Here is a 22,415-nt window from a genome sequence, read left to right on the forward strand (position 1 = left end):
CAGGACGTCACGGACGCACGGAAGAAGAGAGAAGACCATGTCCAAGCACACGCTCTCCGTCCTGGTGGAGAACACCCCCGGCATCCTCGCCCGGATCGCCGCCCTGTTCTCCCGCCGCGGCTTCAACATCGACTCGCTCGCGGTCGGGGTCACCGAGCACCCCGACATCTCCCGCATTACCATCGTGGTCAGCGTCGAGTCGCTGCCGCTGGAGCAGGTCACCAAGCAGCTCAACAAGCTCGTCAACGTCCTGAAGATCGTCGAGCTGGAGCCCGGCTCCGCCATCCAGCGCGAGCTGGTCCTGGTCAAGGTCCGCGCCGACAACGAGACCCGCTCGCAGATCGTCGAGATCGTCCAGCTCTTCCGTGCCAAGACCGTGGACGTCTCGCCCGAGGCCGTGACGATCGAGGCCACCGGATCCAGTGAAAAGCTGGAGGCGATGCTCAAGATGCTGGAGCCGTACGGCATCAAGGAACTGGTGCAGTCCGGAACCATCGCCATAGGCCGTGGCGCCCGGTCCATCACCGACCGCTCGCTGCGCGCACTGGACCGTACGGCCTGATCGCCGTGGTCCGACCGGACCGCATGGCGAGACCCACCGCCCTTCCCCACCCCGCCCGACGTACTGTGTGGGCACCCGCTAGATCCAAGGAGATACCCGAAGTGGCCGAGCTGTTCTACGACGACGATGCCGACCTGTCCATCATCCAGAACCGCAAGGTCGCGGTCATCGGCTACGGAAGCCAGGGCCACGCCCACGCGCTGTCGCTGCGTGACTCGGGTGTCGATGTGCGGGTCGGTCTGCACGAGGGCTCCAAGTCCAAGGCCAAGGCCGAGGAGCAGGGTCTGCGCGTGGTGACTCCGGCCGAGGCGGCCGCCGAGGCCGACGTCATCATGATCCTGGTGCCGGACCCCATCCAGGCCAAGGTCTACGAGGAGTCCATCAAGGACCACCTGAAGGACGGCGACGCGCTGTTCTTCGGCCACGGTCTGAACATCCGCTACGGCTTCATCAAGCCGCCGTCCAACGTGGACGTCGCGCTCGTGGCCCCCAAGGGCCCGGGCCACCTGGTCCGCCGCCAGTACGAGGAAGGCCGCGGCGTGCCCTGCATCGCGGGCGTCGAGCAGGACGCCTCGGGCAAGGCGTTCGAGCTGGCGCTCTCCTACGCCAAGGGCATCGGCGGCACCCGCGCCGGCGTCATCAAGACCACCTTCACCGAGGAGACCGAGACCGACCTGTTCGGTGAGCAGGCCGTGCTCTGCGGTGGCGCCTCGGCGCTGGTCAAGGCCGGCTTCGAGACCCTGGTCGAGGCGGGCTACCAGCCCGAGATCGCGTACTTCGAGTGCCTCCACGAGCTGAAGCTGATCGTGGACCTCATGTACGAGGGCGGCCTGGAGAAGATGCGCTGGTCGGTCTCCGAGACCGCCGAGTGGGGCGACTACATCACCGGCCCGCGGATCATCAACGAGAACACCAAGGCCGAGATGAAGAAGGTGCTCGCCGAGATCCAGGACGGCACCTTCGCCAACAACTGGATGGCCGAGTACAACGCCGGTCTGCCGAAGTACAACGAGTACAAGAAGGCCGACGAGGACCACCTGCTGGAGACCACGGGCAAGAAGCTCCGCAAGCTCATGAGCTGGGTGGACGACGAGGCGTAAGCCCGGTGACAGGGGGTCGCGGCGATGCCGCGGCCCCCTCGTCCATGGCGCCCCGCGGCGCCTTGTCCGCCGCGTAGAAGCCCGCACGGGTGATCCTTCCGCAACGGCACAGGACGCGCCCCCCACCGCCACTACACTGCCAAGCACAAGCGCGTCAGGCTCACAGCGTCGTGCGTCTTCCACGCGGCATCCCCCCTTCACCGCCTTCGGCCGTCGGGACGGCCGTCCGCGAAGGACAAGTGAGGACTGAAGACCACGTGAGCTCGAAACCTGTCGTACTGATCGCCGAAGAGCTGTCGCCCGCCACCGTCGACGCCCTCGGCCCGGACTTCGACATCCGGCACTGCAACGGCGCGGACCGCGCCGAGCTGCTCCCCGCCATCGCCGACGTCGACGCCGTCCTCGTGCGCAGCGCGACGAAGATCGACGCCGAGGCCATCGCCGCCGCCAGGAAGCTGCGGGTCGTCGCCCGCGCGGGCGTGGGCCTGGACAACGTCGACGTCTCCGCCGCCACCAAGGCCGGCGTGATGGTCGTCAACGCCCCGACCTCCAACATCGTCACCGCCGCCGAGCTGGCCTGTGGTCTGCTGGTCGCCACGGCCCGCAACATCCCCCAGGCGAACACCGCCCTGAAGAACGGCGAGTGGAAGCGCAGCAAGTACACCGGCGTCGAGCTCAGCGAGAAGACCCTCGGTGTGGTCGGCCTCGGCCGGATCGGCGTGCTGGTCGCCCAGCGGATGTCGGCGTTCGGCATGAAGGTCGTCGCCTACGACCCCTACGTCCAGCCGGCCCGTGCCGCGCAGATGGGCGTCAAGCTGCTGACCCTCGACGAGCTGCTCCAGGTCTCCGACTTCATCACGGTGCACCTCCCCAAGACGCCGGAGACCGTCGGTCTCATCGGGGACGAGGCGCTGCACAAGGTCAAGCCGTCGGTCCGGATCGTCAACGCCGCGCGGGGCGGCATCGTCGACGAGGCGGCGCTGGCGACCGCGCTGAAGGAGGGCCGGGTGGCCGGCGCGGGCCTGGACGTCTACGCCGTCGAGCCCTGCACGGACTCCCCGCTCTTCGAGTTCGACCAGGTCGTCGCCACCCCGCACCTCGGTGCGTCGACGGGTGAGGCGCAGGAGAAGGCCGGTATCGCGGTCGCCAAGTCGGTGCGGCTGGCGCTGGCCGGCGAGCTGGTGCCGGACGCGGTCAACGTCCAGGGCGGTGTGATCGCCGAGGACGTCAAGCCCGGACTGCCGCTGGCCGAGCGGCTCGGCCGGATCTTCACCGCGCTGGCCGGCGAGGTCGCCATGCGCCTCGATGTCGAGGTGTACGGCGAGATCACCCAGCATGACGTCAAGGTGCTCGAACTCTCCGCGCTCAAGGGCGTGTTCGAGGACGTCGTCGACGAGACGGTGTCCTACGTCAACGCCCCGCTGTTCGCGCAGGAGCGCGGTGTGGAGGTGCGGCTGACGACCAGCAGCGAGTCGCCCGAGCACCGCAATGTGGTGACCGTGCGCGGCACCCTCGCGGGCGGCGACGAGGTGTCGATCTCCGGCACGCTGGCCGGCCACAAGAACATCCAGAAGATCGTCGCGGTCGGTGAGCACTCCATCGACCTGTCGCTCGCCGATCACATGGCGTTCCTGCGCTACAGCGACCGCCCCGGTGTCGTCGGCACCGTCGGCCGGATCCTGGGCGAGGCGGGCATCAACATCGGCAATATGCAGGTCTCGCGGGCGGATGTCGGTGGTGAGGCGCTGGTCGCGCTGACGGTCGACGACACCATTCCGCCGAACGTGCTCAGCGAGATCGCCGACGAGATCGGCGCGACCTCGGTGCGCGCGGTGAACCTCGGCGACTGACCGCCAGGTCTTCGCAGGTCAACGGGCCCGGGCCCCGCATTTCGCGGGGGCCGGGCCCGTTCGCGTGCCCGCATCGTACGGGCGCCGGCGTGGTCCGCGAGCGGGCGTCCGGCGCGGTCGCACCGCTCCGTCATTCACCCGAATGGCCGATCCGGGGGTGCCTGCGCGGGAGCCCTCGGCACCGTCGTGGGGCCGCCGGAGCCGTCGGCCGCCGGTCCGCCCGATTCGCAGCGGAGATGTTCGCGTCGCGCAATGGGAACTGCGCGTGCCCCCGCCGGTGCGTGCGGAAGGAGGGAGACGCCATGAATGCACCCCTGGGTGATGCCCCGCAGAGTCTGACCGGGTTGCATGTGGTCGATGCGGACGGCGCGAAGGTGGGAAAGGTCCAGCAGGTCTACCGGGACGATGCCACCAACGAGCCCGAGTGGATCACGGTGCGTACCGGGCTGTTCGGCATGAAGGAGACCTTCATCCCGCTCGCCGGGGCCCGGCGGACCGGCGACGAACTGCATGTTCCGCACGCCAAGGAGACCATCAAGCACGCGCCGCGGATCGACGCCGACGGCCATCTCGACCCCTCCGAAGAGGCCGAGCTGTACCGCCATTACGGGATGGCCCGGCCGGGCGCCGTTGATCCGGGCACCGCCGATCCTGGCACCGCCGATCCTGGCGCCGTCGGTCCGGGCACCGGAATCCCGGGCGGTCCCACGGCGCGGACCGGCCCCCGGGCGGCGGGGGAGGCCGCACCTGCCACCCCCATGCCCGGCGAGCGCGACAAGCCGGCCGTCGGGCCGATGGCGGGCGCGGGGGCCGGTGCCGGTACGCGGGCGGCCGACACCGGGGACACCGCGCGCGGCAAGGAGCAGGAGCAGCGGGAGATCGGCACCGAGGAGGGTGAGCGCGGCCGGCGCGAGGGGCCGGACCGGCCGCGGTGAGGGAGCGCCCCCAGGGCGCAGCCAGAGCGCACCCGGCGGGCGTATACGTACGTTTAAAACGGGTGTCTGGTACGAGCGTATGTGTGGCGATAGGCTGCCCCCATGGGACACCGTGAAGATCTTCTGGAGGGCGCCAAGCGCTGTCTCCTGGAGAAGGGATATGCGCGCACCACCGCCCGCGACATCGTGGCCGCGTCCGGCGCCAACCTCGCCTCCATCGGATACCACTACGGCTCCAAGGACGCCCTGATGCGCCAGGCGATCATCGCGTCCAGCGAGGAGTGGGGGGCCGGGGTCGCCCAGGTGCCGGCCGGTGACCAGGCGGTGCCGGCCGACGCCGAGCCGCTGGAGCGGTTCGCCGCGGTGTGGGACCTGTTCCTGCAACGGATCGCCACGGAGCGGGAGTTCATCGCCGCGCAGGTCGAGGTGCTGGGGCTGCTGCCGCGTGACGCGGCCCTGCGTGAGGCGATCGGCGAGGTGCTCCCAGAGGGCGGCGAGGGGCTCGTCGCGATCTTCGAAGGGGTGCCGGACACCGAGGTCGACCCGGAGGCGGCCCGCGTCGTCGGCTCCTTCTACCAGGCCCTGCTCACCGGCCTGATGGTCCAGTCGCTGCTCACGCCCGACCGCATGCCCACCGGCCAAGACCTGGCGGCCGCGCTGCGCCGGGTCACCGCGGGAGAGGTGCTCGGGAAGGGGAAGTGACCGCCGCCCGGCGCCCGTCCGGTGGAGATTTGCGGCGGCCTGTGCGGCGTGCTGTCCTGAAGTGAAGAGGTTGCGCAGTCGACGCCTGCGGGCGTGGTGAACCGTGCTTGAACGGCCGTCAGCAAAAGGCCGGCCGGTCAACCGGGTCGGCGCCCGTGGGTGCTGAACGGCGGATCCACCATCCACGGCACGCCAGTCCCTGCTCGCTGGATGCCGGTGACGAAGGACCTGCGCATGACCCAGAATCCCCACGATTCCGCGGAGACGCGAAGGACGGAGCGGTCGAAGAAGGCGGAGCGCTGGAAGAAGGCGGAGCCGCCGCCGGCCGGACCGCGCCCCGCACCGCGCTGGGCACAACGGGGACCGGCCTCCGCACGCGCCTACGCCCCCGCCTCGGCGCCCACCGTGTGCCCGGTCTGCCGGGGCCCGGTGGAGGGCGAGCTCACCTGCCAGTTCTGCGGGCAGGTCCTGGTGCTGCCGTCCGGCATCCGACTCTCCACCGTGGGGCTCCGCTTCGGCGGATACCTGCTGGAGAACCTGCTGATCGTCTGCACGCTGTACATCGGCTGGCTCATCTGGGCCTTTCTCGTCTTCCCGCGGGGGCAGACCCCGGCCAAGCAATTGCTGCACATGCGGGTCATCTACATTCCGGAGGCCCGCGCGGCCCGGTGGTGGCGGATGTTCTTCCGTGAATTCATCGCCAAGGGGATCATCGGCCTGCTCGCGGCCGTCACCCTGCTGATCCCTTACTTCTGGCTGCTGTGGGACCGCAACCGCCAGGAGCTGTGGGACAAGATGGCCACCACGCTGGTCGTCACCGACCGTGAGGACCGGCTCCGGCCGCCTCCTCAGCCGCCTGCCTCGCTCCCCGAGGGACGGAGCTGACGGTCCCGGACGGCGTGTTCTTCACAGCCGCGCCGCCTTGAGCGCCATGTGCAGCAGCAGCCGGTGCTCGCCGTCGCCCAGATCGAGGCCGGTCAGCTTCTCCACCCGGCCCAGGCGGTAGTAGAGCGTCTGCCGGTGGATGCCCAGGACCTGGGCGGTGCGGCTCGCCTGGCCGGCGCAGTCGAGGAACACCTCGGCGGTGCGCGCGAGTTCGGCGTGCGCGGGGGCCAGCAGCGGGCCGATGGCCGGGTCGGGCGCGGTGGCCGGGAGGGCGGTCAGCATGCGGTACGGGCCGATGGCGTCCCATTGGGTGATCGGGCCCAGCCGGGGCTCGGCGTGCGCCGCGCGGGCCGCGTCCAGCGCCTCCCGCCAGGTGGCCGGGAGATCGGTCAACTCCCGGGTGCCGGCGCCGATTCCGGCGGCGCCCGGCCGGGGTGGCGGAGGGTGCCCGGACCCGCCGCGCGGCGCCTTCCCCTCGGCCGGAGCGGCGCCCGCGCGCGGCGAGCGCAGCAGATGCTCGGCCACCGTATGGGCCGGGCCCGGCGCCCCGGACGCGCGCAGCCGTACCAGCGCGGCCAGGGCCGGCACCGGCACCGCGGGCTGCGGCCGGGCGGCGGACCCGGTGCGGCCGCCGCGACCCGCGCCGGGGCGTGCGGCGGGCTCCGTCTCGTCCGTCCCGGCGGCCGGGCCGTCCGCCGGGCCGCCGCCCGCCGGCAGCGCACAGGCCGCGAGCAGGCCGGGCAGGCTCGGCAGCGGTGCCGCGTCGGTGTCCGAGGTGTCCCAGGGCAGCACCGCGACCAGGGTGAGCGGCGCGCCCGGCGTGAAGCGCAGGCTGTCCCGCAGCGCATCGCGCAGCCCGGCCGCCGCGGCCGGCTGCCCGTCGGGCGCCGCGACCAGCAACTCCCGCAGCAGATCGCCGAGTTCGGCCCCGGCGCGGGCCTCGTCGGCCAGCAGTGCGCCGATCCGGGCGGCGGTCTCCATCGCCTGCGCGATCCGCGGGTCGGGCGGTGCGCCCCGGGTGCCCAGTTCGAGATCGGTCAGATGGCCGTCGTCCAGCAGCCAGACATAGCCGTGCACGATGCCCCGGTGGCGTACGGGCAGACAGATACGGCCCCGGAAGACCCCCGCGGCCGGGTCCGGCGGGATGCGCAGCGCGGTCTTGGCGCGGGCGATCCCGAACGCCTCGAACCAGGCCCGGACCGCCGCCGAGGAGCGGCGCTGAAGGATCGAGCGGGTACGGACCGGGTCCATCACCTCGTCGTCGTCGCCCTCGTGCGCGCCGAACGCAATCAGTCCGAAATCCCGGTCCTCCAGCGTCGCCGGTGCGCCGAGCGCCGCCGAGATCTCGTCCACGAGCTGCTGGTAGTCGCCCCGCATCGGCCGCCCGGCTCCTCTCCTGTCGTCTCACCACCGGTACCACCGGTGACTCGGACACCTCTCACACCACTGTCACCACTGACACGGTCTCCTCACCCTCATTCTCATACATCTGTCTGAGATCCCGGCCACGAAGGCGTGACAGCTGTCGATGGCCGGGAAGTGGCGCGATCCTTAAGTTTCAGGTGGCTCAATATTGCCGACGCGTTCGCCCGCCCGGTGTCCGCCCGGTACTTGTCACCCTGAATCGTGGAGGTGCCCATGCTGGGTCCCGTGCTTCTGGCCGCAGCGCGCAGTGACAGCATCCGCCGGATCGTGGCGGCCGCTCCGGTCACCCGGCCCGTGGTGGAGCGTTTCGTCGCCGGCGAGCGCCTGGCCGAGTCCATGGCGGCCGTGCGCACGCTGGCCGCGCGAGGTCTGGAGGTCACCCTCGACCACCTGGGCGAGGACATCACCGACCCGGCCGAGGCGCTGCGCAATCGCGATGCCTACCTCCAGCTGGCCGCGGCCCTCAAGGAGCACGGGCTCGGCGTCAAGGCCGAGATGTCGGTCAAGCTGTCCGCTTTCGGGCAGGCGCTGGCCGGCGGCCATGAGCTGGCCCTGAAGAACGTCACCCCGGTGGTCGAGGCCGCCGCCGAGGCCGGGACGACCGTGACCCTCGACATGGAGGATCACACCACGGTCGACTCCACCCTCGCGATCCTCGCCGACCTGCGGGAGCGGTTTCCCCAGACGGGCGCGGTGCTCCAGTCCTACCTCTTCCGTACGGAGGACGACTGCCACGCGCTCGCCGGGGAAGGCTCCCGGGTGCGGCTGGTCAAGGGCGCGTACAAGGAGCCCGCGGCCGTCGCCTTCCAGGACAAGCGGGAGGTCGACAAGGCGTATGTGCGGTGCCTGAAGATCCTGATGGCGGGGGAGGGCTACCCCATGATCGGGTCGCACGACCCGCGGATGGTGGCCATCGCCCAGGAGCTGGCACACCGCAACGGCCGCAAGCCGGCCGACTACGAATTCCAGATGCTGTACGGCATCCGCGAGGCCGAGCAGCAGCGGCTGGTCGCCGAAGGACACCGTATGCGGGTGTACATCCCCTATGGCACCGACTGGTACGGCTACTTCATGCGCCGGCTGGCCGAGCGTCCCGCGAACCTCGGGTTCTTCCTGAGGTCGCTGGCCACCCGCGGCTGACGGCCGTGGCAGGCGGCGGCCCGCCGTCGCCGGCGACCCGCGGCTGACCGGCCCCGCGAAAGGCCGGTGCGGGTGGATGCTGGAAGCCGGGGGACGTCCCCGGACGGCGCCGCCCGCAGCCGCCCACCCGAAGCGGCCGCGGCCGCACCACCGACGTACGAAAACCGACGAGCGAAATCGAAGGAGACACGGCCGCTATGGACGCTGTGACCCAGGTCCCCGTGCCGGTTAACGAGCCGGTCCACACCTACGCCCCCGGCAGCCCGGAGCGTTCCCGCCTGGAAGCCAAGCTCAAGGAGCTGGCCGACAACCCGATCGAGCTGCCGATGACCATCGGCGGCGAGCGCCGGATGGGCGGCGGCGCGCGCTTCGACGTCGTGCAGCCGCACAACCACGCCTCCCGGCTCGGTACGTACGCCAACGCCACCGTCAAGGACGCCCAGGACGCGGTCGACGCCGCGCTGGCCGCCGCCCCGGCCTGGCGTGCGCTGTCCTTCGACGACCGCGCCGCGATCATCCTCAAGGCCGCCGACCTGCTCTCCGGCCCCTGGCGCGAGACGATGGCCGCCGCCACCATGCTCGGCCAGTCCAAGACCGCCCAGCAGGCCGAGATCGACACCCCGTGTGAGCTCATCGACTTCTGGCGCTTCAATGTGCACTTCGCGCGCCAGATCCTCGCCGAGCAGCCCCCGGCGAACTCCCCGGGCGTCTGGAACCGCTCGGACCACCGCCCCCTCGAAGGCTTCGTCTACGCGATCACGCCGTTCAACTTCACCGCGATCGCCGGCAACCTCCCGACCGCGCCCGCGCTCATGGGCAACGTCGTGGTCTGGAAGCCGTCCCCGACGCAGACCTACGCCGCCGTGCTGCTGATGCAGCTGCTGGAGGAGGCCGGGCTGCCCAAGGGCGTCATCAACCTCGTCACCGGTGACGGCAAGGACCTCTCCGAGGTGGCGCTGACCCACCCCGAGCTGGCCGGTATCCACTTCACCGGTTCGACCAAGACCTTCCAGCACCTGTGGAAGACGGTCGGCAACAACATCGAGAACTACAAGACCTACCCGCGGCTGGTCGGCGAGACCGGCGGCAAGGACTTCATCGTCGCCCACCCCTCGGCCGACCGCGCCGTGCTGAAGACCGCCATGACCCGTGGCGCCTTCGAGTTCCAGGGCCAGAAGTGCTCCGCGGCCTCCCGCGCCTACGTCCCGGCCTCGCTGTGGAACAGCGGCCTCAAGGAGGAGTTCGCGGCCGAGGTCGACGCCCTGTCCATGGGCGACGTCAGCGACCTGTCGAACTTCATGGGCGCCGTCATCGACGAGCGCTCCTTCGCCAAGAACAAGGCGGCGATCGACCGCGCCAAGGCCGACCCGACCATCGAGGTCGTGGCCGGCGGCACCTATGACGACAGCGAGGGCTACTTCGTCCGCCCGACGGTCCTGGTCTCCACCGACCCGGAGAACGAGATCTTCAAGGACGAGTACTTCGGCCCGATCCTCGGTGTCTACGTCTACGACGACGCCGACTACGACGCGATGCTCACCCAGATGGAGTCCGCCTCGGCGTACGGCCTGACCGGTTGCGTCATCGCCCAGGACCGTGCCGAGGCCGCCCGCACCTGCGAGGTGCTGCGCTTCGCGGCCGGCAACTTCTACATCAACGACAAGCCGACCGGCGCCGTCGTCGGCCAGCAGCCCTTCGGCGGCGGCCGCGCCTCCGGCACCAACGACAAGGCCGGCGCCAAGCAGAACCTGATGCGCTGGACCTCCACCCGCTCCATCAAGGAGACCCTGGTCCCGCCGACGGACTACCGCTACCCGCACATGGGCTGACGTCCGTCCGGCCGCACGCCGACGGCCCGGCTCCCCTCTCCCCGGGGGCGCCGGGCCGTTCGGCGTTCTTCAGGCGTTGCGCGGCGGGCCGGTGATCGCCTCACCGATGACGAAGCCCTTGGCGGGGCCTTCGGGGATGGTTACTTCGGTGCCATAGCTCACGCGGTTCTCGCAGCTGTAGGTCGCTTCGTCCGGGCGAGGGTCGGTGAGCAAGGTGACGACGCCGTGATCGTCGTATGCGTCGATGAGTACGTACACGGGAATGCCTGCGCGGGCATAAGCACGGCGCTTTCGGAACCGGTCACGCTGCGTGCCGTCGTGACCGGGTGAGACGACCTCGACGATAAGCCCGACACAGCGGGCGTCGAGTCCGAGACCGTCCTCGGTGACGAACTCGTCGTCGTCCTCGGGGGAGACAAACGCGTCAGGGATCCACACCTTGCGGCCGTGGATGACGTTCATGTCGTTATTGACGGCGTACGGCCTCGACTCGCTGGCGAGGTACAAGATCAGCGCTTGGCGCAGCTGGTTGCTGACCTTGCCGTGGCTGAAACGTCCGGTGGGCGACACCTCGATGAACCCCTCAACGATCTCGGCGCGAAGGCCCTCTGGGAGTTCCATGGCTTTCCATGCCTGCCACAGGAGCTCGTCCAGGTCCGATCCGGACGTCATCTCGGGCGCCTCGTGTGCGAGAGCGGTCATGGTGCAGCACCTCCTCCTCAAGTGTGGGCGGGCTTGGCCTCGTGGCACAAGCGACACCGCCACGCTAGGGAGCACCCGCGCCGCCATGACCAGCAAATATCCGGGGATCACTCGTTCGAGCACACGAGCGCCGTCTCAGATAGTAGGAAGCCCAAGTAATTGTGCAGACATCACGGCCGAGCTGTCCTAGCGTTGTAGAAGCCGAACGTAACGCTCCATCGAGCGAGTGCGGATGCGGCCCGGTACGTGAGCGCAGGTGACCCCTGCCGTGCCGAGGCCCCCGCGTTTTCCGGCCGCTTCTGGATCGACGCATCCCATTTCTTCTCGGGGCTCTGGCATAGGAGACGTGAATCATGGCTGAGACCGCCGTCCGCAGGACCCGTCACTCCGCCCGTACGACCAGCGACGCCGACCGCAGGAATGCCGCGGCCGCCCTCCAGCGTGCCCTCGACCGCCGTGACAACGGCGGCTCCACCGGGCACTGAGCCGATGCGTGCGCGAACCGGGTCGGTCCTGTCGCGGCCGGCGTCGATGCCCTGCCGCTGCTGCTGGCGGATCCGGCTGTCCGTGGCCCGGTGGCTCTTTCTTTCCTGACGGTGCGGGGCCTCTCCTGAGCGTGCCGAGCCTGTAGGGGCCCGGGATTCCGGGCGCCCCTACAGGTGATCGCTGCCTACTGCGCGGCCGGACGCGTCACCTCGAAGTGGTCGATGCGCTCGCCGGACTCGGCGAGGGCGGTGACCTTCATCCGCGGGTGGCTGCCCGGTGTGACCTCGACGGCGATGAAGGAGTAGCCGGTGTAGCGGACCCGGGACCACTCCACGGTCTCCTTGGTCTTCTGCCGGCCCTTGGACCAGTGGTAGGTGTCCACGTGGTCGAGGTCCTTGACGTGCCCCTCGTAGCTGTCCGGCACCGGGAAGTCGTAGAGGGCCCGGCCCGCGCCGCCCGCGGTCACGTACACGATGCCCTCGCGGGTGGTGTCCACGCTCGCGCCGATCGGCATCTTCTTGGCGACCCGCCCGCTCTTGAGGGCGTCGGTCCGCTCGTAGACGTGGTTGTGGCCGTTGACGACCAGGTCCACCTGGTGCTTGTCGAACAGCGGCAGCCAGGCGTCGCGCACCGCACCGTCGGAGGCGTGCGAGTTGGTGGTGGAGAAGGCGCAGTGGTGGAAGAAGACCACGATGAAGTCGATGCCGTCGGCGGCGCGCAGCTCGGCCAGCCGGCGGTCGAGCCAGCGGGTCTGCCGGCCGTCGGTGTAGCCCTGGTTGGCGGGGATCTCGTAGGAGATGTCGTTGGCGTCCAGGGCGACGACGGCGGTGTTGCCGTAGGTGAACGAGTAGACACCGGGGGCGTTCTCGGCGTCCGGGCCGTTGCCGGGCAGCGACCAGCGGGCGTTCTGGCCGCCGTAGCCGTTGGGGGAGTACCAGGCTTCCATGTCGTGGTTGCCGGTGGTCACCATCCACGGCACGGACTTGGCCACCGACTCGGTCTGTGCGAGGAACTGGTCCCAGACCCGGGCGTCGTAGGCGTCGTGCTCGGAGCCGTCGCCGTCGGTGTCCGCGTAGCAGATGTCGCCCGCGTGCAGGTGGAAGGACGGGTTCTGACCCAGGATCAACTGGTCGTTGGCGAGGGCGTGGTAGCTCACGCCCTGGTCGCCGAAGGCGGTGAAGACGAACGCCTCGGGACGGGCCGGCGCGGTACGGAAGGTACCGACGGTGGAGAAGTGGCGCGGGTCGGCCGGGTCGAAGCCCTCGTGGCCGACGCCGTAGTAGTACGTCGTCCCCGGGCGCAGCCCGTCCAGCGCGGCGTGCAGGTAGTACTGCTGCACGGCCGGCAGCTTCGCGGACAGCGACGGGGTGTGCAGCGGACGGACCTCCGCCTCGATCTTGCGCCCCAGGTCCCACGGCTTCAGGCCCACCCGCAGATACGGCCGCTTGACCGCGAGCGGAACCTGCCAGCTCACCCGCATCTGGTGCCTGGGGTCGGCGCCGAAGGCCAGATGGCGGCCGAACGGGGCGACCAGCGAACCGTCCACGGCGGCCGTCGCGGGCGAGGACAGCAGGGTGGGCGAGACGCCCTGGGCCGAACCGGCCAGCAGCCCGGAGCCCGCGACCACGCCCGCGGTGGCGGCCGAGGTGCGCAGCAGACCTCTGCGGCTCAGTTTGGTACGGAGGTAGTCATGCTGCTCCGGCATGCTCATCCGGGCCGCCAGCCGCTCCGGGATGCCGACGCGAGGGGTGTGCGAGGGCTGGGGGACGGTCCCCCGGGGATTTCCAGTCATGCCCCGAATTTCCCAGCGTGACCCGACCGTTGAGGGGACGGCGGGTGAACGCCGGCTGTCCGCCTCCCCATGTGTCCGTATGGCGGACGTTACGTGTCAATCCATGGGACGGAGAGTAGGGTCCAGGCATGTCTCGCAGCATTCGCCTCGCAGTGATCCCCGGTGACGGCATCGGCCAGGAAGTCGTGGCCCAGGGCCTGAAGGTCCTGACCGCGGTCCTCCCGCAGGACGTCAAGCTGGAAACCCAGGAGTACGACCTCGGTGCCCGGCGCTGGCACGCGACCGGTGAGACCCTCCCCGACGCGGAGCTGGAGTCGCTCAAGCAGCACGACGCGATCCTGCTCGGCGCGATCGGCGACCCGTCCGTACCCTCCGGTGTGCTGGAGCGCGGTCTGCTGCTGAAGCTCCGCTTCGCCTTCGACCACTTCGTCAACCTGCGCCCGTCGAAGCTCTTCCCGAACACCTCCACCCCGCTCGCCGGCCGCCCCGACATCGACTTCGTGGTGGTGCGCGAGGGGACCGAGGGCCCGTACACCGGCAACGGCGGCTCGCTGCGCACCGGCACCCCCGCCGAGGTCGCCACCGAGGTCAGCGTCAACACCGCCTACGGCGTGGAGCGGGTGGTCCGTGACGCGTACGAGCGGGCCAACGCCCGCCCCCGCAAGAAGCTCACGCTGGTGCACAAGAACAATGTGCTGGTGTACGCGGGCCACATGTGGAAGAACATCTTCGACAAGGTCGGCCAGGAGTACCCCGAGGTCACCACCGACTACCTGCACGTCGACGCCGCGACGATCTTCTTCGTGACCCAGCCCGAGCGGTTCGACGTGATCGTCACCGACAACCTCTTCGGTGACATCCTCACCGACCTCGCCGCGGCCGTCACCGGCGGCATCGGCCTGGCCGCCTCCGGGAACATCAACCCGACCGGCGACTTCCCCTCGATGTTCGAGCCGGTGCACGGCTCCGCGCCGGACATCGCGGGCACCGGCAAGGCCGACCCGACGGCGACGATCCTCTCCGTCGCCCTGCTGCTGCGCCACCTCGGCTACGAGCAGCAGGCCGCCCGCATCGAGGAGGCGGTGGCCGCCGACCTGGAGGCCCGGGAGGGCTCCGCGCGGAGCACGGACGAGATCGGTGACGCGCTGGTCGCACGAGTAGCGGGCTGAGGCCCACCGCGCAGACACGCACCACGCACAGCGCCGGGCCGCCTCCAGGGGGCCCGGCGCTGTGCGCGTGGGCCCCGGCACGGCCGCCGCCCCGGTTCCGGCCGCACGGACCCACGGGCGATAATCGGACGTGGCATCCTTGCCCGCGAGGAAACTCGGACGTCCCAGTAACGACCGGTACGTTCAAGTGCCCTCGTAGGCGCGGCAGCCACCGCACCGGTGCCGCAAGGTGGGGGACCGAACCCCTTACCCCCGGCCGGAGGGCTGGGCCGGTGATGCTCCCCAGCACACGCTGGGAGGTACCCCCCGGTATCGCACACGCAGTGAAGGACATGCATCCATGACGACGCCCACGATCGAGCTCAAGCCCTCCTCGCACCCGCTGTCCGACGCGGAGCGGGAGCAGATCCTGGCCGCCCCCGGCTTCGGCCGCCACTTCACCGATCACATGGTGACGATCAAGTGGACGGAGGGCCGCGGCTGGCACGACGGACAGCTCGTGCCGTACGGGCCGCTCTCCCTCGACCCGGCGACCAATGTCCTGCACTACGCCCAGGAGATCTTCGAGGGCCTCAAGGCGTACCGCCGGCCCGACGGCTCCGTCGCCACCTTCCGTCCGGACGCCAACGCCCGGCGCTTCCAGGCGTCCGCGCGCCGGCTGGCGATGCCCGAGCTGCCCGTCGAGACCTTCATCGAAGCCTGTGACCTGCTCGTTCAGCAGGACAAGGACTGGGTGCCCGCGCACGGCGGCGAGGAGTCGCTCTACCTGCGCCCGTTCATGATCGCGACCGAGGTCGGCCTGGGTGTGAAGCCCGCCAACGAGTACCTCTTCGTCGTCATCGCCTCGCCCGCCGGTGCGTACTTCGCCGGCGGCGTCAAGCCGGTCTCCATCTGGCTGTCCGAGAACCGGGTGCGGGCCGTCCCCGGCGGTATGGGCGACGCCAAGACCGGCGGCAACTACGCCGCGTCGCTGCTCGCCCAGGCCGAGGCCGCCGCGCAGGGCTGTGACCAGGTCGCCTACCTCGACGCCGTGGAGCACAAGTGGGTCGAGGAGCTCGGCGGGATGAACCTGTACTTCGTCTACGGCGACAAGATCGTCACCCCCACTCTGACCGGCTCGCTGCTCGCCGGCGTCACCCGTGACTCCCTGCTCTCCGTCGCCCGCGTCCTGGGCTACGCGTCGGAGGAGGCCCGGGTCTCCATCGACCAGTGGAAGGCCGACACCGCGAACGGCACCCTCACCGAGGTCTTCGCCTGCGGTACGGCGGCCGTGATCACCCCGGTCGGCACGGTCAAGAGCGCCAGCGGCGAGTGGACCCAGTCCGACGGTGAGCCCGGCAAGGTCACGCTGAAGCTGCGCGAGGCGCTCCTCGACATCCAGCGCGGGGTCGCCGAGGACAAGCACGGCTGGATGCACGAGCTGGGCTGAGCCCGCCACCGCGTCCCCCGGACCTGATCGAGGCCGCCCCCGCGAGTGCGTCGGGGGCGGCCTCGGCCGGGTCCGGGCCGGCTCAGCCGACCTCCGCGGGGGCCTCCGCCGCCGGGGCCGGGGGAGTGGCCGGCCGGGCCCGCAGCGCCGCGACCGGGCGCGGGTCCCGCACGGTGAGGGCCAGGTACACGATCCCGCCCACGGCCGCCGCGAGCAGGAAGCTGAGGTCGATGCCGCCGGTCAGCGGCAGCAGCGGCCCCTGGTAGAGCGGGGTGTCCACGCCCATCAGGCCGACCACGGAGCCCAGCGCCCAGGCCAGCGTCGCCCGGACGTGCCAGCCCGCCCGGTACCAGTACACGCCGCCGCGGGTGCCGCGGTTGTAGACCTGGAGCGACTCCGGGTCGTAGGCGCCGCGGCAGCGGACGAAGCCGATCACGGTGATCACCGCCCAGGGCGTCCCGACGGCGGTCATCAGCAGCACGAACGAGGTCATCGCGTCCTGCGCCGCCCACAGGAAGTGGCCGGCGTAGACCAGCGTGGTCGCGAGCGCGGCGACGACATAGGTGGCCTGGGTACGGGTCGCCCGCGGCAGGATCGCGTCCAGATCGAGGCCCATGCTGTAGAGCATCAGACCGGAGTTGCCGACCGAGCCGGCCGAGGCGTTGAGCAGCAGCAGCGCCAGGTACCAGAAGGGCGCGCCGGCCACCAGCGGGCCCGCGTAGTCCGCCCCCGCACCGACCGCGAGCGCGGTGAACGTACCGAAGAGCTGCGGCACCAGGAGGCCGACCACCAGGCCCAGACAGGTGGCGCCGAAGACCTTGCGGCCGCTGTGCCGGCGCGGGGAGATGTAGCGGCTGTAGTCGCCCAGCAGCGTGATGAAGGCGATCGGGCCGCTCAGGCCCGCGGAGACGGCGGCCAGCAGCCAGGTCTGCCAGAAGCCGCCGAGCAGGTAGGAGCTGCCGGGCGGTGCGGCGGTGGTGAAGGTGTCCGCGTAGGCGACGATGCCGAGGGCCAGGAGGACGGTCAGTCCGATGGCGAGAACCTTGCTCAGCCGGAGCAGCACCCGGTAGCCGTAGACCGCGCCGACGGCGGTGGCGCCCGCCAGCAGGGCGTAGACCAGGGCGTACGTGGTGCCGCTGGACGGCAGCCCGGTCAGCCGGTGCAGCGCGCCCACCACCGCGTCGCCGCCGACCCACAGGGTCAGGGCGGTGTAGCCCAGCGACAGCAGCAGGCCGATGACCGAGCCGATCAGCCGGCCGCGCACACCGAAGTGGGCACCGCTGCTGGTGGACAGGTTGGTGGCGCTGCGCAGCGAGACCAGGGCGAGCGGGGCGGTCAGCAGGGTGCCGACGAGGGTGCCCGCCACCAGGGAGGTCACCGAGGGCCAGAAGCCGAGCCCGAAGGAGACCGGCAGCCAGCCGAAGATCACCACGCCCAGGGCGAGGTTCGACCCGAGCAGGATCGAGATCAGGTCGCGAGGGCCGCTGGTGCGTTCCTCGTCCGGGATGGTGTCGACTCCGCGTTGTTCGATCGGCATGAGGGCTCCCCTGAGAGGCCGGACAACAGTGTGCGAGCAGCGCTCCGGGCAGTGCTCCGGGCCGGCGGCGGTGCGCGTGCGGCGCGCTGCCCGCGCTGCGAGATCATTTAGAGCGGCGTTCCATTGCGCCGAATATTTAGAGCAGCGCTCAATGTGACGCATGGCTGTGTCCTCGGTCAATGCTTTCCCATTGACGATTTTCGTGGTTAGAGTGTTGCTCAAATCAAGCGGGAGGTGTGGACGGGATGCGGTTGACCCCGACGGAACGCGACCGGCTGCTGCTGTTCGGCGCGGCCGAGCTGGCGCGGACGCGCCGGGCCCGTGGGCTGAAGCTGAATGTGCCCGAGGCGACCGCGTTGATCGCGGACACAGTCTGCGAGGCGGCGCGGGACGGGCGCCGCCTCGCTCAAGCCATCGAGGCGGCACGCGGTGTGCTCGGCCCGGACGATGTGCTGCCGGGCGTGGCCGACGTGGTCACCGAGGTGCATGTGGAGGCCGTCTTCGACGACGGCTCCCGGCTCGCGGTGGTCAGCGACCCGATCGGCGCCCGCCCGCCGGCCGGCGCGAGCGACCAGGCCCCCGCGCCCGGCGCGGTGCTGCCCGGCCCGGCCGGCCCGGCGCCCGTGCCCGCGGTGGTGCTGACCGTGCGCAACACCGCGACGGTGCCCATCAGCGTCACCTCGCACTTCCACTTCTTCGAGGCCAACCCCCGGCTGAACTTCGACCGGGCCGCCGCGTACGGCATGCGGCTGTGCGTCCCGGCCGGCTCATCGGTGCGGTTCGACCCCGGCGGTGCCGAGGAGGTCGGTCTGGTCCCCATCGGCGGCGACCGGATCGCGATCGGCTTCGCCGGTCTCGTCGACGGCCCGCTGGACGCGCCGGGCGCCAAGACGGAAGCGCTGCGGCGGGCCGCCGCCTGCGGCTACCTGGGAGCGGAGGAACAGGCATGACCGGCAGCATCGATCCCCACGAGTACGCGTCGGTGCACGGCCCGCGGGCCGGCGACCGGGTCGTCCTCGGTGACTCGGGCCTGGTCGTCCGGGTCGAGTCCGACGCCCAGAAGCCCGGCGACGAGTTCCTGGCCGGCTTCGGCAAGACCGCCCGCGACGGGCTGCACCTCAAGGCCGCCGCGGTCCGCGAGACCTGCGACGTGGTGATCAGCAACGTCCTGGTCATCGACGCGGTCCAGGGCATCCGCAAGGTGTCCATCGGCATCCGCGAGGGCCGGATCCACGCGATAGGGCGGGCCGGCAACCCCGACACCCTCGACGGGGTCGATGTCGTCGTCGGCACGGGCACCTCGATCGTCTCCGGCGAAGGCATGATCGCCACCGCGGGCGCCGTCGACACCCATGTCCATCTGCTCTCACCGCGCGTCATGGAAGCCTCGCTGGCCTCCGGCGTGACCACGATCATCGGCCAGGAATTCGGACCGGTCTGGGGCGTCGGCGTCAACTCCCCCTGGGCGCTGGGGCACGCCTTCAGCGCCTTCGACGCCTGGCCGGTCAACATCGGCTTCCTCGGCCGAGGCTCGTCCTCGGGTGACGCCCCGCTGGTCGAGGCGCTCGCCGAGGGCGGCGCCTGCGGCTTCAAGGTGCACGAGGACATGGGTGCCCATGCCCGCGCCCTGGACACCGCGCTGCGGGTCGCCGAGGAGCACGACGTCCAGGTCGCGCTGCACAGCGACGGCCTGAACGAGTGCCTCACCGTCGAGGACACCCTGCGCGTCCTGGACGGCCGGACCATCCACGCCTTCCACATCGAGGGCTGCGGCGGCGGACACGTCCCCAACGTCCTGAAGATGGCCGGCGTCCCCAACGTCATCGGCTCCTCCACCAACCCCACCCTCCCCTTCGGGCGGGACGCGGTCGCCGAGCACTACGGCATGATCGTCTCGGTCCACGATCTGAAGACGGATCTGCCCGGTGACGCCGCCATGGCCCGCGACCGCATCCGGGCCGGGACGATGGGCGCCGAGGACGTGCTGCACGACCTCGGGGCGATCGGCATCACCTCCTCCGACGCGCAGGGCATGGGCCGGGCCGGCGAGACCGTGCGCCGGACCTTCGCCATGGCCGGCAAGATGAAGGCCGAGCTGGGGCCCCTCCTTCCCCGGAACGGGGAGTCCGGCGACGGCGCCCACGACGACAACGCCCGCGTCCTGCGCTACATCGCCAAGCTCACCATCAACCCCGCCATCGCCCACGGTCTCTCGCACGAGATCGGGTCGATCGAGGTCGGCAAGATGGCCGATGTCGTGCTGTGGAAGCCGCAGTACTTCGGCGCCAAGCCGCAGCTGGTGCTGAAGTCCGGATTCCCCGCCTACGGCGTCACCGGCGACCCGAACGCCGCCACCGACACCTGCGAACCCCTGGTGCTCGGCCCGCAGTTCGGGGCGTACGGCGCGACGCCCGCCGAGATCTCCGTCGCCTTCGTCGCGCGGGCCGCCGTCGAACAGGGCGGGGACGGTATGCCCACCCGCCGGCGCCGGGTCGCCGTCCGTGGCACCCGCGGCATCGGCCCCGGCAGCCTCGTCCACAACTCCCGGGTCGGGCAGGTGCAGGTCGACGGCGGCAGCGGACTGGTCACCCTGGACGGTGCGCCGATGCGCTCGGAACCGGCCGACACCGTGTCACTGTCCCGGCTCTACTTCCTGTGAGCGCGCCGTGTGGCCACGCCGTGTGGCCACGCCCCGGCACCCCGCCCCCTGCGACCACGCCCGGTGGCCACTCCCGGTGAGTGCGCCTCGCCGGCGGACCGGTGCGAACCCCTTGCCCGTCACACCGATACAGACCCTGAGGACCCCCGCATGAACACCCCTGTCGCCGACGGCTTCCGTATGCCCCCGGAGTGGGCCCGGCACGAGCGCACCTGGATGGCCTGGCCCGGCCCCAGCTTCACCTTCGGCGAGGAGGGCGGCGAGACGCTGGCCGAGGCCCGCCGTGCCTGGGCGGCCGTCGCCCGTGCGGTCCGCCGCTTCGAGCCGGTCACCGTCGTCGCCGGAACCGGCCAGTCGGAGGGCGCCCGCGCGCTGCTCGGTGCGGACATCAAGGTCGTCGAGCGCCCGCTCAACGACGCCTGGATGCGCGACATCGGCCCCACCTTCCTCACCGACGGCGCGGGCCGACTGGCCGCCGCCGACTGGGTGTTCAACGGCTGGGGCGCCCAGGAATGGGCCCGCTGGGACCACGACGAGAAGATCGCCGAGCAGGTCTGCGCGCTGGCCGGCGCCCGCCGCTACGCCACCCCCCTGGTCAACGAGGGCGGCGGCATCCACATCGACGGCGAGGGCACCGTGCTGCTCACCGAGACCGTCCAGCTCGACCCGGGCCGCAACCCCGGCCGTACCCAGGAGGAGGTCGAGGCCGAGATCCACGCCCACCTCGGCACCACCAAGGCGATCTGGCTGCCGCGCGGGCTGGCCGCCGACTACGGGCAGTTCGGCACCCGCGGCCATGTCGACATCGTCGCCGCCTTCGCCCGCCCCGGCACCGTGCTCGTGCACACCCAGCCCGACCCCGACCACCCCGACCACGCCATCTGCCAGGAGATCGGCAAGCTGCTGCGCGCCGCCACCGATGCCCGGGGGCGGCAGCTGGAGGTCATCGAGGTGCCCGCGCCGACCGTCATCGAGGAGGACGGTGAGCCGGTCGACTACTCCTACATCAATCACTACCTCTGCAACGACGGCGTGGTGCTGTGCGGCTTCGACGATCCGCGCGACGCGGAGGCGGCCGCGATCTTCCGCCGGCTCTTCCCCGGCCGGACGGTGACCCTCGTGGACGCCCGTACGATCTTCGCAGCGGGTGGCGGTATCCACTGCATCACCCAGCAGCAGCCGAAGGTCTGATCCGCAGACCTGCCCCAGCCGACCCGGAGGTCCCTGTGCCCGGTCCCGCGCGCCGCCCCAGGCGCCGGCTCAACCAGCCCCGCGAGCAGGTCCTGGCCGCGGCGATGGCGACCATCGCCGCCGAGGGCCTGGACCGGCTGACCATGGCCGGACTGGGCCGCGAGGTCGGCATGAGCAGCGGCCACATCCTCTACTACTTCGGTACGAAGGACGAGCTGCTGCTCCAGACCCTCCAGTGGAGCGAGGAGCAGCTCGGCGCCGAGCGCCGGGCCGCCCTCTCCCGCCGCGTCCCGGCCCGCGAACGGCTGGACGCCCTGGTCGACCTCTACCTCCCCGAAGGCCACCGCGACCCGCGCTGGACGCTGTGGCTGGAGGTGTGGAACCGCTCCCAGAACGCCGACGACGAGGCCCGCGAACGCCAGCTGGAACTGGAACTGGCCTGGCACCGCGACCTGGTGGCCCTGCTCGTCGAGGGCATCTCCAAGGGCGAGTTCCGCCCCGTCGACCCCGAACGCTTCGCCACCCGCACCCGCGCCCTCCTCGACGGCTTCGGCTCCCAGCTCGTCGTCGGCCTCCCGGGCACGGAGCGGGAGGAAGTGGGGGACCACGTACGGGAGTTCCTGGACGAATCGCTGTCCGTCCCCCGGGGCTGACCGCAGCGGGCCGGGCGCTGCGGTCGGCCCGTGGGCCCTACGCCCCCGGAAGGAAGTGCCGGCGGTACATCTCGACCGCCTGCTCCGGCGGGTAGTTGGGCAGCGCGCTGACCGCACCGTCCGTCTTGGAGATCACGATGTGCGAGCCGCCCGGATCACGGGGGTAGGCGGTGGGGTCCGTCCTGGGCGGGAAGACCGGGTACACCAGATAGCCGATGTCGAATTCGTGGACGTGCAGCGCCGGTTCGTCCCCGTCCGGCCAGACGCGGGGGAAATGGCCCAGCCCGATCTCCAGCGCCTCCTCGGCGCTGGTGGGGACCGGCCGTTGCCCTGCTTGCGGTTGCGGTTCGGACATCTCGCTTCTTTCTC

The 22,415-nt window shown here is 71.0% G+C and carries 20 protein-coding genes; 15 read left to right on the plus strand and 5 right to left on the minus strand.

What is annotated here, in order from left to right; genetic code table 11:
* Positions 1 to 37: 37 nt before the first annotated feature.
* The 6 genes from ilvN to ACFWJW_RS09695 all read left to right on the plus strand — a co-directional run bounded on the left by ilvN (position 38) and on the right by ACFWJW_RS09695 (position 6,034).
* Positions 38 to 562 carry an acetolactate synthase small subunit gene (ilvN, locus tag ACFWJW_RS09670; protein WP_018087233.1) on the plus strand — a complete coding sequence of 175 codons (525 nt, stop codon included), beginning with the start codon at positions 38 to 40 and terminating at the stop codon, positions 560 to 562.
* A 101-nt stretch (positions 563 to 663) separates the two neighbouring features.
* On the plus strand, positions 664 to 1,662 hold the full coding sequence (ilvC, locus tag ACFWJW_RS09675) for a ketol-acid reductoisomerase (RefSeq protein WP_262041771.1): 999 nt from the start codon (positions 664 to 666) through the stop codon (positions 1,660 to 1,662).
* A gap of 257 nt (positions 1,663 to 1,919) precedes the next feature.
* Positions 1,920 to 3,512: a phosphoglycerate dehydrogenase gene (serA, locus tag ACFWJW_RS09680; RefSeq protein ID WP_387237226.1), complete on the plus strand. Its 1,593-nt coding sequence runs from the start codon at positions 1,920 to 1,922 to the stop codon at positions 3,510 to 3,512.
* A gap of 302 nt (positions 3,513 to 3,814) precedes the next feature.
* Entirely contained in the window at positions 3,815 to 4,447 is a 633-nt protein-coding gene (locus ACFWJW_RS09685; protein ID WP_387237229.1) for a PRC-barrel domain-containing protein, read from the plus strand.
* 102 nt (positions 4,448 to 4,549) lie between these two features.
* Complete coding sequence (locus ACFWJW_RS09690; RefSeq protein ID WP_387237232.1) at positions 4,550 to 5,149, plus strand: TetR/AcrR family transcriptional regulator; 600 nt, start codon at positions 4,550 to 4,552, stop codon at positions 5,147 to 5,149.
* A gap of 234 nt (positions 5,150 to 5,383) precedes the next feature.
* Entirely contained in the window at positions 5,384 to 6,034 is a 651-nt protein-coding gene (locus tag ACFWJW_RS09695) for an RDD family protein (RefSeq protein ID WP_387237235.1), read from the plus strand.
* A 21-nt stretch (positions 6,035 to 6,055) separates the two neighbouring features.
* Here the strand turns inward: ACFWJW_RS09695 and ACFWJW_RS09700 are convergent, their stop codons facing one another.
* A complete protein-coding gene (locus ACFWJW_RS09700; RefSeq protein ID WP_387237238.1) occupies positions 6,056 to 7,411 on the minus strand; it encodes a PucR family transcriptional regulator in 1,356 nt (451 codons plus the stop codon).
* 261 nt (positions 7,412 to 7,672) lie between these two features.
* Between ACFWJW_RS09700 and ACFWJW_RS09705 the strand changes: the two genes are divergently transcribed.
* Together ACFWJW_RS09705 and pruA are read left to right on the plus strand one after the other, a co-directional pair.
* Positions 7,673 to 8,599: a proline dehydrogenase family protein gene (locus tag ACFWJW_RS09705; RefSeq protein ID WP_042149160.1), complete on the plus strand. Its 927-nt coding sequence runs from the start codon at positions 7,673 to 7,675 to the stop codon at positions 8,597 to 8,599.
* 197 nt (positions 8,600 to 8,796) lie between these two features.
* On the plus strand, positions 8,797 to 10,428 hold the full coding sequence (gene pruA, locus ACFWJW_RS09710) for an L-glutamate gamma-semialdehyde dehydrogenase (RefSeq protein ID WP_387237241.1): 1,632 nt from the start codon (positions 8,797 to 8,799) through the stop codon (positions 10,426 to 10,428).
* Between the two features lie 69 nt (positions 10,429 to 10,497).
* On the opposite strand, the gene ACFWJW_RS09715 is transcribed toward pruA, so the two are convergent.
* Complete coding sequence (locus ACFWJW_RS09715; RefSeq protein WP_387237244.1) at positions 10,498 to 11,130, minus strand: Uma2 family endonuclease; 633 nt, start codon at positions 11,128 to 11,130, stop codon at positions 10,498 to 10,500.
* A gap of 353 nt (positions 11,131 to 11,483) precedes the next feature.
* On the opposite strand from ACFWJW_RS09715, the gene ACFWJW_RS09720 reads away from it, so the two are divergent.
* Entirely contained in the window at positions 11,484 to 11,615 is a 132-nt protein-coding gene (locus ACFWJW_RS09720; protein WP_088800221.1) for a hypothetical protein, read from the plus strand.
* A gap of 185 nt (positions 11,616 to 11,800) precedes the next feature.
* Here the strand turns inward: ACFWJW_RS09720 and ACFWJW_RS09725 are convergent, their stop codons facing one another.
* Complete coding sequence (locus tag ACFWJW_RS09725) at positions 11,801 to 13,408, minus strand: fibronectin type III domain-containing protein (RefSeq protein ID WP_387237248.1); 1,608 nt, start codon at positions 13,406 to 13,408, stop codon at positions 11,801 to 11,803.
* 128 nt (positions 13,409 to 13,536) lie between these two features.
* Between ACFWJW_RS09725 and ACFWJW_RS09730 the strand changes: the two genes are divergently transcribed.
* Both ACFWJW_RS09730 and ACFWJW_RS09735 read left to right on the plus strand, forming a co-directional pair.
* The gene (locus tag ACFWJW_RS09730; RefSeq protein WP_387237251.1) at positions 13,537 to 14,577 is read left to right on the plus strand and encodes a 3-isopropylmalate dehydrogenase; all 1,041 of its coding nucleotides are present in this window, start codon (positions 13,537 to 13,539) and stop codon (positions 14,575 to 14,577) included.
* Between the two features lie 340 nt (positions 14,578 to 14,917).
* On the plus strand, positions 14,918 to 16,006 hold the full coding sequence (locus ACFWJW_RS09735) for a branched-chain amino acid aminotransferase (protein WP_387237254.1): 1,089 nt from the start codon (positions 14,918 to 14,920) through the stop codon (positions 16,004 to 16,006).
* Positions 16,007 to 16,088: 82 nt separating this feature from the next.
* Here the strand turns inward: ACFWJW_RS09735 and ACFWJW_RS09740 are convergent, their stop codons facing one another.
* Positions 16,089 to 17,543, minus strand: coding sequence for a cytosine permease (locus tag ACFWJW_RS09740; RefSeq protein WP_387237257.1), 1,455 nt, complete (start codon positions 17,541 to 17,543; stop codon positions 16,089 to 16,091).
* A 245-nt stretch (positions 17,544 to 17,788) separates the two neighbouring features.
* On the opposite strand from ACFWJW_RS09740, the gene ureA reads away from it, so the two are divergent.
* From ureA to ACFWJW_RS09760, 4 genes are all read left to right on the plus strand, one after another.
* On the plus strand, positions 17,789 to 18,493 hold the full coding sequence (gene ureA, locus ACFWJW_RS09745; protein WP_387237260.1) for an urease subunit gamma: 705 nt from the start codon (positions 17,789 to 17,791) through the stop codon (positions 18,491 to 18,493).
* Positions 18,490 to 20,202: an urease subunit alpha gene (locus ACFWJW_RS09750; RefSeq protein WP_387237263.1), complete on the plus strand. Its 1,713-nt coding sequence runs from the start codon at positions 18,490 to 18,492 to the stop codon at positions 20,200 to 20,202. The genes ureA and ACFWJW_RS09750 overlap by 4 nt, the downstream gene beginning before the upstream one ends.
* A gap of 150 nt (positions 20,203 to 20,352) precedes the next feature.
* Positions 20,353 to 21,393: an agmatine/peptidylarginine deiminase gene (locus tag ACFWJW_RS09755; RefSeq protein WP_387237266.1), complete on the plus strand. Its 1,041-nt coding sequence runs from the start codon at positions 20,353 to 20,355 to the stop codon at positions 21,391 to 21,393.
* 35 nt (positions 21,394 to 21,428) lie between these two features.
* Positions 21,429 to 22,046 carry a TetR/AcrR family transcriptional regulator gene (locus tag ACFWJW_RS09760; protein WP_387237269.1) on the plus strand — a complete coding sequence of 206 codons (618 nt, stop codon included), beginning with the start codon at positions 21,429 to 21,431 and terminating at the stop codon, positions 22,044 to 22,046.
* Between the two features lie 37 nt (positions 22,047 to 22,083).
* Here ACFWJW_RS09760 and ACFWJW_RS09765 read toward each other — a convergent pair whose 3' ends face one another.
* Positions 22,084 to 22,401, minus strand: coding sequence for a hypothetical protein (locus ACFWJW_RS09765; protein WP_387237272.1), 318 nt, complete (start codon positions 22,399 to 22,401; stop codon positions 22,084 to 22,086).
* Positions 22,402 to 22,415: the final 14 nt, after the last annotated feature.

The organism is Streptomyces sp. NPDC127097 (assembly GCF_042724075.1).
Lineage (GTDB): Bacteria > Actinomycetota > Actinomycetes > Streptomycetales > Streptomycetaceae > Streptomyces.

Bases quoted from the DNA above. Each gene is read 5' to 3' on its own strand.
- ilvN (WP_018087233.1), top strand. From the start codon at position 38: ATGTCCAAGCACACGCTCTCCGTCCTGGTGGAGAACACCCCCGGCATC.
- ACFWJW_RS09685 (WP_387237229.1), top strand. From the start codon at position 3,815: ATGAATGCACCCCTGGGTGATGCCCCGCAGAGTCTGACCGGGTTGCAT.
- ACFWJW_RS09690 (WP_387237232.1), top strand. From the start codon at position 4,550: ATGGGACACCGTGAAGATCTTCTGGAGGGCGCCAAGCGCTGTCTCCTG.
- ACFWJW_RS09695 (WP_387237235.1), top strand. From the start codon at position 5,384: ATGACCCAGAATCCCCACGATTCCGCGGAGACGCGAAGGACGGAGCGG.
- ACFWJW_RS09700 (WP_387237238.1), bottom strand. From the start codon at position 7,411: ATGCGGGGCGACTACCAGCAGCTCGTGGACGAGATCTCGGCGGCGCTC.
- ACFWJW_RS09705 (WP_042149160.1), top strand. From the start codon at position 7,673: ATGCTGGGTCCCGTGCTTCTGGCCGCAGCGCGCAGTGACAGCATCCGC.
- pruA (WP_387237241.1), top strand. From the start codon at position 8,797: ATGGACGCTGTGACCCAGGTCCCCGTGCCGGTTAACGAGCCGGTCCAC.
- ACFWJW_RS09715 (WP_387237244.1), bottom strand. From the start codon at position 11,130: ATGACCGCTCTCGCACACGAGGCGCCCGAGATGACGTCCGGATCGGAC.
- ACFWJW_RS09720 (WP_088800221.1), top strand. From the start codon at position 11,484: ATGGCTGAGACCGCCGTCCGCAGGACCCGTCACTCCGCCCGTACGACC.
- ACFWJW_RS09725 (WP_387237248.1), bottom strand. From the start codon at position 13,408: ATGACTGGAAATCCCCGGGGGACCGTCCCCCAGCCCTCGCACACCCCT.
- ACFWJW_RS09730 (WP_387237251.1), top strand. From the start codon at position 13,537: ATGTCTCGCAGCATTCGCCTCGCAGTGATCCCCGGTGACGGCATCGGC.
- ACFWJW_RS09735 (WP_387237254.1), top strand. From the start codon at position 14,918: ATGACGACGCCCACGATCGAGCTCAAGCCCTCCTCGCACCCGCTGTCC.
- ACFWJW_RS09740 (WP_387237257.1), bottom strand. From the start codon at position 17,543: ATGCCGATCGAACAACGCGGAGTCGACACCATCCCGGACGAGGAACGC.
- ureA (WP_387237260.1), top strand. From the start codon at position 17,789: ATGCGGTTGACCCCGACGGAACGCGACCGGCTGCTGCTGTTCGGCGCG.
- ACFWJW_RS09750 (WP_387237263.1), top strand. From the start codon at position 18,490: ATGACCGGCAGCATCGATCCCCACGAGTACGCGTCGGTGCACGGCCCG.
- ACFWJW_RS09755 (WP_387237266.1), top strand. From the start codon at position 20,353: ATGAACACCCCTGTCGCCGACGGCTTCCGTATGCCCCCGGAGTGGGCC.
- ACFWJW_RS09765 (WP_387237272.1), bottom strand. From the start codon at position 22,401: ATGTCCGAACCGCAACCGCAAGCAGGGCAACGGCCGGTCCCCACCAGC.